The following is an 11,790-nucleotide window of genomic DNA, read 5'->3' on the forward strand; positions in this document are numbered from 1 at the left end:
CGTCTTGGCACAGAGATTTTTTATAGACTTAATTCATTGAAGGCACACGCCCATAGCCCGCAACACGCTCAGGTTTTTATAGCAGTGCGACAAAGGCTTGCCCGTAGAATCAATCGCCCATGCCCTTGATTACCCTCATTCTTTTGCCGTTTGTCGGCAGTCTTGTCGCCGCCTTGCTGCCAGCCAACGCACGCAATGCCGAGTCCACCCTCGCCGGTGCGATTGCCTTGCTCTGCGCGATACAGGCTGGCCTGTTGTTCCCCGAGATCGCCGACGGCTCGGTCATCAGGCAGGAAATCGAGTGGCTGCCCGCACTGGGGCTGAATCTTGTGGTCCGCATGGACGGCTTTGCCTGGATGTTCTCCATGCTGGTGGCCGGCATTGGCTCGCTGGTCGTGCTGTACGCGCGCTACTACATGTCGCCGGCCGACCCGGTGCCGCGCTTTTTCTCGTTCTTTCTGGCGTTCATGGGCGCCATGATGGGCGTGGTGCTCTCGGGCAACATCATCCAGATTGCGTTCTTCTGGGAGTTGACCAGCCTGTTTTCGTTCTTGCTGATCGGCTACTGGCACCACCGCAAGGATGCGCGGCGCGGTGCACGCATGGCGCTCACGGTCACGGGCACGGGCGGCCTGGCCATGCTCGCCGGCATGCTGGTACTCGGCCACATTGTGGGCAGCTACGACCTCGACAACGTGCTCGTTGCCGGCCAGCAGGTGCGCGATCATGCGCTTTATCTGCCTGCATTGGTGCTCATCTTGCTCGGAGCCTTGAGCAAAAGCGCGCAGTTCCCGTTTCACTTCTGGCTGCCCCACGCCATGGCGGCGCCCACGCCGGTGTCGTCCTATCTGCATTCGGCGACCATGGTCAAGGCCGGCGTCTTCCTGCTGGCACGCATGTGGCCGGTGCTGGGCGAGACCGATGCCTGGTTCTGGCTCGTGGGCGGCGCCGGTACGGCCACGCTGCTGCTGGGCGGCTATCTGGCCATGTTCCAGCATGACCTCAAGGGCTTGCTCGCCTACTCGACCATTTCACACCTGGGTCTGATCACCCTGCTTCTGGGTCTGAACAGCAAGCTGGCTGCCGTGGCTGCCGTTTTCCACATCATGAACCACGCGACCTTCAAGGCCTCGCTGTTCATGGCGGCAGGCATCGTCGACCATGAGAGTGGTACGCGCGACATCCGGCGCCTGTCGGGCCTGCGTCACATGATGCCCATCACGGCCACGCTGGCCTGCGTAGCCAGCGCGGCCATGGCCGGAGTGCCGCTGCTCAACGGTTTTCTCTCCAAGGAAATGTTTTTTGCGGAAACCGTGTTCCTCGATGCCGCCCCGTGGGTACGCACGGCCCTGCCTGTGGCGGCCACCGTGGCCGGCATGTTCAGCGTGGCCTATTCGCTGCGCTTCACGGCCGACGTGTTCTTCGGCCCCAAGGCCATGGATCTGCCCCATACCCCGCACGAGCCCCCGCACTGGATGCGCGTACCCGTGGAGTTGCTGGTGCTGGCCTGCCTTGTGGTCGGCATCCTGCCGGCCTGGGCCATGGGCAGCTTTCTGGCAGCCGCAGCCACGCCCGTGGTCGGCGGCACCCTGCCCGAGTACAGCCTGGCCATCTGGCACGGCTGGAACATGCCGTTGATCATGAGCCTGGTGGCCCTGATAGGCGGGGTCATGCTCTATGTGATGCTGCGCTGGCAGCGCCAGATGGGGCATATCGAAGAGGTCCCTTTCCTCGGTTCATTGAGCGGCCAGCGCGCCTTCGAGAACCTGCTCGCACGGCTGTCGCTGCTCGCGCGTGCCGGCCGCAGAGGCCTGTCCACCATGAGGCTGCAGTGGCAGATGCTGTGGCTGCTGGGCCTGACCGTGCTGGCCGCCGTCCTGCCGCTGTGGCTGCAGGGCATGGAGCTCGGCGGGCGCGGGCTGCTGGCCACTTCGCCGGATTTTGTGCTGCTGTGGGTCGTGGGCTGCCTGTGCGCCCTGGGCGCGGCCTGGAAGGCCAAGTACCACCGCATGACGGCGCTGATCATGCTCGGCGGTGCCGGGCTTTGTGTCTGCCTGAGCTTTCTGTGGTTCTCGGCCCCGGACCTGGCCCTGACCCAGCTCGTGGTCGAGGTCGTGACCTCGGTGCTCATGCTCCTGGGCCTGCGCTGGATGCCCAAGCGCGACAAGACCGTGATGCCCCAGCCCTCCACCCTGCTGCGCGCACGTGCACGCCGTCTGCGCGATCTGCTGCTGGCACTGATTGCAGGCGTGGGCATGGCCTGGCTCGCCTTTGCGATGATGAACCGCCCCTTCTACGACGGCGCCTCCACCTTCTTCCTCGAACGCGCACTCAGCGAAGGCGGCGGCACCAACGTGGTCAACGTCATGCTGGTGGACTTCCGCGGCTTCGACACCTTTGGCGAAATCGTGGTCCTGGGCATTGTGGCCCTGGTGATCTATGCGCTGCTGCGGCGCTTTCGACCGGCACGCGAGACCCTGGACCTACCCGAGCAGCAGCGCTTCGTGCCAGGCGATCTGCGCACCGACCTCGTCAACCCGCGCAATGCCGGCGACACCGCCATCGGCTACCTGATGGTGCCTGCGGTTCTCGTGCGCCTGCTGCTGCCGTTTGCGGCCCTGGTCGCGGCCTACATCTTCATGCGCGGCCACAACGAGCCCGGGGGCGGTTTTGTCGCCGGCCTGGTGTTCTCCTCGGCCCTGCTCATGCAATACATCATCTCGGGCACGCAGTGGGTCGAAGCCCACCTGCCGCTGTTCCCGCGCCGCTGGATAGGCGTGGGCCTGCTGTTCGCGCTGGGCACGGGCCTGGGCTCCATCGTTGCCGGCTACCCCTTCCTGACCAGCCACACCTTCGATTTGACCCTGCCGCTGGCCGGCGAGGTGCATATCGCCAGCGCCCTGTTCTTTGACATCGGCGTGTTTGCGCTGGTCGTCGGAGCCACCTTGCTCATCCTCACGGCGATAGCCCACCAATCGGTGCGCAGCCACCGCTACCACGCCAGACTCATGGAAGAACAACAACAACAGGCCCAGGAGGCCGAAGCGGCCGTGCAGCAAGCCACGGCAGCGGCACTTGCACGAGGAGGCCTGTAATGGAGATCGTTCTGGCCATTGCCATCGGCGTGCTCACAGGCTCGGGCGTGTGGCTGCTGCTGCGCCCGCGTACCTACCAGGTCATCATGGGTCTGTCCCTGCTGTCCTATGCCGTCAACCTGTTCATCTTCAGCATGGGCCGCCAGGGCCTGGCGATCAACAAGGCACCGGTGCTGATCAACGGCATTCCCCAGGATCTGGCCCATTACGCCGACCCCATGCCCCAGGCCCTGGTGCTCACGGCCATCGTGATCGGCTTTGCCATGACGGCACTGTTCCTCGTGGTGCTGCTGGCCTCGCGCGGCACCACGGGCACTGACCATGTGGACGGAGCCCATTCGCGTACCGAGCAGGAGATGTCATGAGCGAATTCACCGCCCGCCTCATGCCGCACCTGATGCTGGCACCGATTGCCCTGCCCATGCTCACGGCAGCCTTCATGCTGCTGCTGCGCGAAGAACACCAGCGCCTGAAGCTGGGCCTGGGCCTGTTGTCGGCCATTCTTGGCCTGGCAAGCTCGATCCTGCTCATGGCCTGGGCCGACCAGGCCGGTGCCACGGTCAACCTCGGTGTCTACCTGCCCGGCAACTGGCCCATGCCCTTCGGGATTTCGCTGGCGCTGGACCGGCTCACGGCCCTCATGCTGGTGCTCACCCACAGCCTGGCGCTGGCGGCCCTGGTCTTTTCCAGTGCGCGCTGGCATCGCGCGGGCGTGCACTTTCATCCGCTGTTCCAGTTCCAGCTCATGGGCCTGAGCGGAGCTTTTCTCACAGCCGATCTGTTCAACCTGTTCGTGTTCTTCGAGATCATGCTCGCTGCCTCCTACGGCCTGCTGTTGCATGGCTCGGGCCGCACGCGCATCCAGGCCGGCCTGCACTACATCGCCATCAACCTCGTGGCCTCGTCCCTGTTCCTGATCGGCGCCTCCATGCTTTACGGGCTCACCGGCACGCTGAACATGGCCAACCTTGCCCAGGCCATTCCCCAGGTCGGCAGCGCCGACCGCGGCCTGCTGCATGCGGCAGCCGGCATTCTGGGCACGGCCTTTCTGATCAAGGCTGCGATGTGGCCGCTGAACTTCTGGCTGGTGCCCGCCTACAGCGCGGCCACGGCCCCGGTCGGGGCACTGTTCGCGATCATGACCAAGGTCGGCATCTATGTGATCCTGCGCCTGTGGACCTTGCTCTTCAGTGCAGAAGCCGGCCCCTCGGCGCTGTTCGGCAGCGCCTGGCTGATTGCGGGCGGCATGCTGACCATGGCCTTTGGCGCCATCGGCATGCTGGGCTCGCAGCGCCTCACGCATATCGCGGGCTTTGCGGCCATTCTGTCTTCGGGCACCTTGCTGGCTGCGGGCGGTTTTGGGCAGAACGCGCTCATGGCCGGCCTGCTGTACTACCTGCCCAGCTCCACGCTGGCCGTGGGCTCGCTCTTTCTGACCGCCGACCTCATAGACCGCTGGCGCAGCAACGGCCTGAGCGGCGAGCCCTATGAGGACGATGAGGCACCGTTCCTGAATGCCGAGCTGCTGCCCTCGGAAGGCTTCAACCTCGACGACGATGAGGAGCTGCTCATAGGCCGGGCCATGCCTGCAGCAGCCGCCTTCATCGGCATAGGCTTTGTGCTGGCCACCCTGGTCATCACGGGCCTGCCGCCGCTGTCGGGCTTTGTGGGCAAGTTCGCAATGCTCACGGCCTTGCTCAACCCACTGGGCCTGGGCACACCGGCCGGCATGGAGGCCGGCTGGGTCGGCTGGCTTTTGCTGGCCCTGATGATCATCACAGGCCTGCTGGCCCTGCTGGCCCTGGTGCGGGCAGGCATACGCCACTTCTGGTCCTCCGATGAGCAGGACACGCTCTCCCTGAGCGTGGCCGAAGGGCTGCCGATTGCGGTCCTGCTGGGCTGCTGCGTGGCCCTGACCCTGCAGGCCGGGCCGGCCATGCAATACACACAGCGTGCGGCCGATGCCCTGCTTTCGCCCGATGTCTATGTGCGCGCCATCATGGAGACCAAGCCCAGACCCAACCCAACCCCGTCGCTCAAGGAGGCGCCATGAGACATTTGCTGCCCGCCCCCTTGCTCTCGGTTGCGCTGGCCTTGCTGTGGCTGCTGCTCAACCGCTCGGCCAGCGTAGGTCATCTGCTGCTCGGCGCCCTGCTGGGGCTGCTGCTGCCCTTGCTGCTGCGCGGCCTGCGTCCCCTGCCGGTGAGCGTAAGCCACCCGCTCACCATCCTGCGCCTCGCGTTTCGGGTGATGCGCGACACCTCGGCCTCCAACTTCAGCGTGGTGCGCTTTTTGCTGTTTCCGCGCCTGCGCAAGCACCAGGCGGACTTCGTCCACATTCCGCTGGAGCTGCGCGACCCCAACGGTCTGGCCGTGCTGGCCATGATCGTCTGCATTACACCGGGCACGGCCTGGGCCGAGATCTCACGCGACCGCTCCATGCTGATGCTGCATGTGCTGGAGGTCGATGACCGCGAGCAAATCGTCGCCCATGTCAAGAAGTACTACGAGCGCCCGCTGATGGAGATTTTTGAATGAAGCCCTGGTTTTACTGGATCTTGGCGCTGGCCCTTTTCCTGCTGATCGTGGCCATGGGCTGCTGCGTGCTGCGCCTGCTCAAGGGGCCACATGCGCAGGACCGCATCCTGGCGCTGGACTGCATGTACCTCAACGGCATGCTGGCCATGCTGGTGCTGGGCATCATGCACACCAGCAACAACTACTTCGAGGCGGCCCTGCTCATCGCGCTGTTCGGCTGCGTGGGCTCCACGGCCATGGCCAAGTTTCTGCTGCGCGGCGAGGTGATCGAATGATGGAACACGACCTTCCGCTGTGGGCGCAGGTGCTGGTGGCCGGCCTGGTGCTGGCAGGCGCCATCGTGGCCCTGCTGGGCTCCATGGGCCTGCTGCGCCTCAAGAGCTATTTCGAGCGCGTGCACTCGCCCTCCATCATCGCCACCATGGCCTGCTGGCTGATCATGCATGCGACCTGGATTTATTTTTCCATGCAGGGCCAGGGCCTGTCGGTTCAGGCCTTGCTGATCGCCGTCTTCGTCGCCGTGACCGTGCCCATCACCACGATCTTTCTCATGCGCGCCGCTCTCTTGCGTTCGCGCCGCGCGGGCCAGGACGTTCCGCCCACACTGAGCTCCATCGTGCTCAACGAGCCCGTCGAGCACCCCGACGCATAATCGCGCATCGCCACCACGCCAGCTCCTGCCATGCTCAATGTCTTTGCAATCTGTGCGGGCGCCTGCCTGGGCGCCCTGGGCCGCTGGGGCCTGGGCCTGTGGCTGAGCACGGGGCCGGGCCTGCCCTGGGGCACGCTGGCCGCCAACCTCATAGGCGGCTATCTGATCGGCGTTTGCGTGGCGCTGTTCCAGGCCATGCCCGAGCTCGATCCGGCCTGGCGGCTGGCCCTGGTCACGGGCTTTCTGGGCGCGCTGACCACCTTCTCCAGCTTCTCGGCCGAGGTGATCGGGCTGCTGCAGCAGCAGCGCTGGGCCTCGGCCCTGGGCTGGACCAGCCTGCACCTGGGCGGCTCGCTGATCATGACGGTCGCAGGTCTGGCCAGCTGGCAGCTGCTTGCGCGCGCCAGCTCTTGATTCATCATAAAATCAGCCTCAATCGCTTACCCAGCAAGCGCCTACAGCTACTTTTTAGATAGCAATCACCGGCCCACAGGCTTGCTGGCAAACCACTGCGCGACGCCCTCAGCCAGACGTTCGAAAACGCTGTCCAGGGTCGGGGCCCGGGCTCCGAACAGTGCGCGCACCACCTCGGCGTTCTCGAACAGGCCGTGCCAATAGCAGCCGGCCACCAGGGCCTGGGGCCCATGCCAGAAGACGCCCGGCACAGGCTCTTCGACCAGGCTGCCCGCAGCCACCATGTCGGGCCGGACCGAGGTCTGGCCATGGCGAATCTCATAGACCCTGGCCCCGGCTCCTGAAAGCGGCTGCAGCACGCCGCCCAGCGCGGGCAGACGCAGCCTGGCGGAGCGAACGGTTTTTTGCTCCGCAAACACCGTGGTCAGAGGCAGCAGGCCCAGACCTGCGGCATTGCCATCCACGCCATGCAGGTCGATCAAGGCCTCGCCCAGCATCTGCAGGCCGCCACAGATGCCGAACACCCGGCCTCCGGCCCGGGCATGGGCACAGACGGCTGCATCCAGGCCCTGGGCACGCATCCAGCCCAGATCGGCGGCCGTAGCCTTGGAGCCCGGCAGAACAATCCAGTCCTGCGCCTTCAGGCCTGCGAGCTGGGCCGGGCTGCGGGCCCAGATCACACGCAGCCCCGGCAGATGCAGGAGCGGCTGGAACTCGTCGAGGTTGCTGATGCGCGGGTAGGCCACAATCGCCATGGTGGTGTGCACGGCCTCGCCTGCACCGCCCGAGCCTCGGTCGTCGAACACGCCATCCTCCTCGGGCAGGCCATGCTGCCACTGCATGGGAATCGTGGCCACCGTGGGCACGCGCGTGCGCTCTTCAAGCATCTGCGGCGCGGGCGCAAGCAGGCTGGCATCGCCACGGAACTTGTTGAGCACAAAGCCCTGGATCAAGGCCTGCTCCCCGGGCGGCAGCAGGGCCCAGGTGCCATAGAGGTGGGCAAAGGCTCCGCCCCGGTCGATATCCGCCACCAGCAGGCAATGCGCGCCGCAGTGCCGCGCAACACGCATGTTGACCACGTCGCTGGCATGCAGATTGATCTCGGCCGGCGAGCCTGCGCCCTCGATGACCACCACATCGTTCTCGGCGCGCAGACTGTCCAGCGCCTGTGCGATCTGCGGCCACACCTGCAGGCTGCGCCCGCGCCAGGGCAATGCCGTGAGCTCTTCGCTGACCCGCCCCAGCAGCACCACCTGGCTGCGCATGTCGGCCTCGGGCTTGAGCAGCAGCGGGTTCATGCGCACATCGGGCGTGCATCCGGCCGCCAGGGCCTGCAGATACTGGGCCGTGCCGATCTCTCCCCAGCCGCCCTCGGGCGTGGCCACGACGCGCGCGTTGTTGCTCATGTTCTGAGCCTTGAAGGGCGCCACCCTGTAGCCGCGCGCCCGGTACCAGGCGCACAAGGCCGTGGCCACCCAGCTCTTGCCGGCGCCGCTGCTCGTGCCCAGCACCATCACGCACAGGGCCGGTCTGTGCCCGGCCGGGGGCAGGGGCAGATTCACGGCCCGGGATTCTTCAGCGGTCATAGAGCTTGCTTCCAGTAGTTCATCCAGGCCTGCTCCAGGGCCAGCTGGGATGCGGGCGCGAGCACGCCCAGACGTACATGGCCGGGCAAGCCGAAGCTTGTGCAGTCACGCAGCTTGAGGCCTTGCTCACGCAGATAGTGCAGGCCTTGCGGCATGCGCGCCTGCTGCACATCCGGCAGACGCGCCACGAAATAGTTCGCCTCATGGCCTTGCAACACCTCCCAGCCCAGGCAGGCGCACAGGGCAAGCTGCTGGGCTTTCCATTCCCGCAGGAGCTCTCGGCTGTGGGCCAGCCACTGCTGGGTTGCAGCCTCGGTCCAGGCCTGCAGCATGGCCACGCCATGCGCGCCCACGGGCCAGGAGCAGGCCAGCGCCACAAGCGCTGCGATCTCCGCATCGCAGGCCGCCTGCGGTGCCAGCACATAGGCTGCGCGCACGCCCGTCAGCCCCAGGGCCTTGTTCGGCGTCCAGATCTGCCAGGCCCGGCCCATGGCCTCGCGCCTGAGCCGGTCATCGATATCCGCGCCCAGCCTCAGCGGGACATAGGCACAGTCCAGCACATACCAGCTGCCAGGTCCTGCCGCCTGCTGCCACAGCGGCCAGACATCCTCGTCCCGGCCCAGGGGGCTGGCAGGTGCACACGCCCAGTGCAGTCCAGGGCCGGGCGGCGCTCCGTTGCCTCGCGGCAGGGTCTTCAACCCCCAGATGCGCGCCGCATGCGCATAGTCGCCATAGTGGTGCTGCGGCAGGCTCACGCCCGCCGCGCCCTCGCGCCGCGCATGGGCCGTGATGCGGTGTATGAACTCGCTTGCACTGGCTGCCACCAGCACCTGCCGCGCCTGCACGCCATGAAATGCCGCCAGACGCGCACGCAGCTCGGTGTAATGCGGATCAGGGTAGTGCGCGGCATGCGCCTGCCCCAGGGCCTGGAGCACCAGCGGACATGGGCCACAGGCATTGCTGTTGGTGGAAAAATCATGGACTGGCGTGCCCTGGGCATCGCTGCCGCCATGAACGGGCAAAGAAAACTGCATCAAAACCTCGCCGCCAATGGGATCACAAGACCCGAAACCAGCACCAGAGCCAGGGCGACGCAGCCGAGCAGCCGCACCACGCGGCTGGCATGGCCTACGGCCTGCTGCAGCTGGAGCGACTGCGGCACACAGCCCCCGGGGTTGAGCACATAGACGCCGGGCTTGCCCAGGCGCACGCCCAGAATCCGGGCCATGGCCCCCATGGGCCAGCCGCCGTTGGGCGAAGGCGTGCTGTGCGCATCGCGGCGCAGGCCTTGCCACTTGGCGCCGGGCGCCACCACAAGCAGCAAAAGCGCCGTGATGCGCGCGGGAATCCAGCTGAGCACATCATCGGCACGTGCCGTCCATTTGCCTGCCCATTGCCAGTAGCGCCGCTGCGCGCCCTGGCCGCGCCAGCCCGGATAGCCCCACATGGCATCGGCCGTGTTCGCCAGGCGGTAGAGCGCAGCCCCGGGCAGGCCCGCAACGGCAAACCAGAACAGCGGAGCGACCACGGAGTCGTTGAGGTTCTCGGCCAGGGTCTCGATCGCGCTTTCACGCACCTCGGCGGCATCGAGCGCGGCCGTATCGCGGCTCACCAGCCAGCGCAGACGCTCGCGCCCCTGGCTCAGGCCTTGCTGCAAGGCAGCCTCCACGGCCAGGACTTCGTGCTTGAGCATGCGCCAGGCAAACAAGGGCTTGAGCAGCACGGCCATCACCAGCGCCTGCAGCCACCAGGGCCGGGACGCAAGCAAGGCCTGGAGCAGGCCATAAACTCCTGAAACAATAGCTGCAAGCGCGCACCAGGCAAGGGCTGCAAGCCAAAAACTCTTGTAATCACGTCGCTGTACGGCCTCTGGATCGGCAGGAGCCACGCGCTGCCCCAGAGCCTGCAAGACCCGGCCCATGGCCACCACGGGATGCAGAAAGGCAGGCGGCTCGCCCCAGAGCGCATCCATGGCCAGGGCCAGCACCACGGCCAGAGCCAGGGCCTCGGGGCCCCAGGGAAGAAACATCATTGCCCGGCCTTTTCGTCCCAGTAGTCTTCGAACAGCATGCTGTCCAGAGGAGCGCGGCCAGCCCATTTCTCCTGCTGCAGCATGGGCTCGGCGTAATAGGCGGCGACCGGCCCCAGGCACAGGACGGCCAGCGGCCGGCTGCCTGCGGGCATGCGCAGCAAGGCGGCCAGGGCATCGGGCTCGAAGAGCGACACCCAGCCCATGCCCAGGCCTTCGGCACGCGCAGCCAGCCACAGGTTCTGTATGGCGCAGGCCGCGGACGCCACGTCCATCTCGGGCAGGGTGCGGCGGCCGAACACATGGGCCTCGCGCCCCGGCGGCATGGCCAGCACCAGCAGCTCGGCCGCATCGAGCACGCCCTGAACCTTGAGTTTCATGAATTGCGGCTCGCGCTCACCCAGCGCCTGGGCCGTGCACAAACGCTCCTGCTCCACCAGCGCATGAATCTGCTCGCGCAACTGCGGGCTGCGCACGCGCACAAAGCGCCAGGGCTGCATAAAGCCCACGCTGGGCGCGTGATGGGCTGCGCGCAGCAGACGCAGCAAGACCGCCTCATCGACCGATCCACCGCAGAAATGCCGCATGTCGCGCCGCTCGTGAATCGCCCGGTAAACGGCTGCGCGCTCGGGCTCGCTGAAAGGCCGGGCGGGTATCGTGTCGTGCGCTGCGGGGGCAGAAGGCGGGGTCGGTTCTTCGCTGCTCATGCGGGGATTGTCGGCCAAGGCCTGCAAGCCCATCCGCCTGCGCCGAGTATTCCCGGTCAGGGCATGGCCATCAAAGGCCTCTTTGCGACAGCATCAATCCTCGATGCCGCGCTGGGCGGGAATGCCGGCCTTGAAGGCGTGCTTGACCAGCTCCATGCGCGTGACAGTATCGGCCATCGCAATGATCTCCTCGGGGCAACGCCGCCCCGTGAGCATCACATGCACGTCGCGCGGACGCCTGGCCAGAGTCTCCAGCACGGGCTCCAGCGGCAGCCAGCCGTAGATCAGCGGGTAGGTGATCTCATCGAGGACCACGAGAAAGTATTCGCCCGACTCTATGGCCTGGCGGGCTCTTTCCCAGCCTTCGCGCGCCAGCTGTGCCGAGCGCTCCTGGTCCTGGCTCTTCCAGCTGAACCCGTCCCCCAGCCCTTCGATGGGAATGCCCAGTTGCTCGAACACACGGTGCTCGCCGAAACGGGCCGTGGGCACCTTCATGAACTGAAACACCTTGACCGCCTTGCCACGCCCGTGGGCGCGTACGGCCAGACCGAAGGCGGCCGTGCTCTTGCCCTTGCCATCGCCGGTGTTCACGAGAATCAGGCCGCGGCGCTCGCCCTCGGGCTTTTCATAGGGTTTTTCGGTTGGGGCTTGTTCTATCTGCATGGCTTGTCACCTCGGGTCACGGACTGGGTCCTGGCACTTCACTGCGCCCAGGTCCTGAACCCGCTGCCCAGAAAGCTGCCAGCCGCGCGGCGCCCAGGGCGGCTGC

General features: G+C 66.3%; 12 protein-coding genes. 7 read left to right on the forward strand and 5 right to left on the reverse strand.

The window, feature by feature from the left end; translation table 11 throughout:
* Positions 1-119: 119 nt before the first annotated feature.
* Genes G486_RS0112825 through crcB form a run of 7 tightly spaced genes read left to right on the forward strand, consistent with a single transcriptional unit; the run spans position 120 to position 6,699 of the window.
* Positions 120-3,095: a monovalent cation/H+ antiporter subunit A gene (locus tag G486_RS0112825; protein WP_027015903.1), complete on the forward strand. Its 2,976-nt coding sequence runs from the start codon at positions 120-122 to the stop codon at positions 3,093-3,095.
* Entirely contained in the window at positions 3,095-3,460 is a 366-nt protein-coding gene (locus G486_RS0112830) for a Na+/H+ antiporter subunit C (RefSeq protein ID WP_027015904.1), read from the forward strand. Before G486_RS0112825 ends, G486_RS0112830 begins: the two co-directional genes overlap by 1 nt.
* A complete protein-coding gene (locus G486_RS0112835; protein WP_027015905.1) occupies positions 3,457-5,148 on the forward strand; it encodes a monovalent cation/H+ antiporter subunit D in 1,692 nt (563 codons plus the stop codon). Before G486_RS0112830 ends, G486_RS0112835 begins: the two co-directional genes overlap by 4 nt.
* Positions 5,145-5,633 carry a Na+/H+ antiporter subunit E gene (locus G486_RS0112840; RefSeq protein WP_027015906.1) on the forward strand — a complete coding sequence of 163 codons (489 nt, stop codon included), beginning with the start codon at positions 5,145-5,147 and terminating at the stop codon, positions 5,631-5,633. Before G486_RS0112835 ends, G486_RS0112840 begins: the two co-directional genes overlap by 4 nt.
* Positions 5,630-5,908, forward strand: coding sequence for a K+/H+ antiporter subunit F (locus tag G486_RS0112845; RefSeq protein ID WP_027015907.1), 279 nt, complete (start codon positions 5,630-5,632; stop codon positions 5,906-5,908). The genes G486_RS0112840 and G486_RS0112845 overlap by 4 nt, the downstream gene beginning before the upstream one ends.
* Positions 5,908-6,285: a monovalent cation/H(+) antiporter subunit G gene (locus G486_RS0112850; RefSeq protein WP_156920020.1), complete on the forward strand. Its 378-nt coding sequence runs from the start codon at positions 5,908-5,910 to the stop codon at positions 6,283-6,285. The genes G486_RS0112845 and G486_RS0112850 overlap by 1 nt, the downstream gene beginning before the upstream one ends.
* Positions 6,286-6,315: 30 nt before the next feature.
* The gene (crcB, locus tag G486_RS0112855; RefSeq protein WP_027015909.1) at positions 6,316-6,699 is read left to right on the forward strand and encodes a fluoride efflux transporter CrcB; all 384 of its coding nucleotides are present in this window, start codon (positions 6,316-6,318) and stop codon (positions 6,697-6,699) included.
* A 65-nt stretch (positions 6,700-6,764) separates the two neighbouring features.
* On the opposite strand, the gene G486_RS0112860 is transcribed toward crcB, so the two are convergent.
* From G486_RS0112860 to cobO, 5 genes are all read right to left on the reverse strand, one after another.
* Entirely contained in the window at positions 6,765-8,285 is a 1,521-nt protein-coding gene (locus tag G486_RS0112860) for a cobyric acid synthase (protein ID WP_034387586.1), read from the reverse strand.
* On the reverse strand, positions 8,282-9,319 hold the full coding sequence (locus G486_RS0112865; protein ID WP_027015911.1) for an aminotransferase class I/II-fold pyridoxal phosphate-dependent enzyme: 1,038 nt from the start codon (positions 9,317-9,319) through the stop codon (positions 8,282-8,284). Before G486_RS0112865 ends, G486_RS0112860 begins: the two co-directional genes overlap by 4 nt.
* Entirely contained in the window at positions 9,319-10,317 is a 999-nt protein-coding gene (gene cbiB, locus G486_RS0112870; RefSeq protein WP_027015912.1) for an adenosylcobinamide-phosphate synthase CbiB, read from the reverse strand. Before cbiB ends, G486_RS0112865 begins: the two co-directional genes overlap by 1 nt.
* Positions 10,314-11,021, reverse strand: coding sequence for a 5,6-dimethylbenzimidazole synthase (gene bluB, locus G486_RS0112875; protein ID WP_034387605.1), 708 nt, complete (start codon positions 11,019-11,021; stop codon positions 10,314-10,316). The genes cbiB and bluB overlap by 4 nt, the downstream gene beginning before the upstream one ends.
* A 93-nt stretch (positions 11,022-11,114) precedes the next feature.
* A complete protein-coding gene (gene cobO, locus G486_RS0112880; protein WP_027015914.1) occupies positions 11,115-11,684 on the reverse strand; it encodes a cob(I)yrinic acid a,c-diamide adenosyltransferase in 570 nt (189 codons plus the stop codon).
* Positions 11,685-11,790 lie beyond the last annotated feature (106 nt).

Origin of the sequence: Comamonas composti DSM 21721, from assembly GCF_000429845.1 — a bacterium.
Classification (GTDB): Bacteria; Pseudomonadota; Gammaproteobacteria; order Burkholderiales; family Burkholderiaceae_C; genus Comamonas; species Comamonas composti.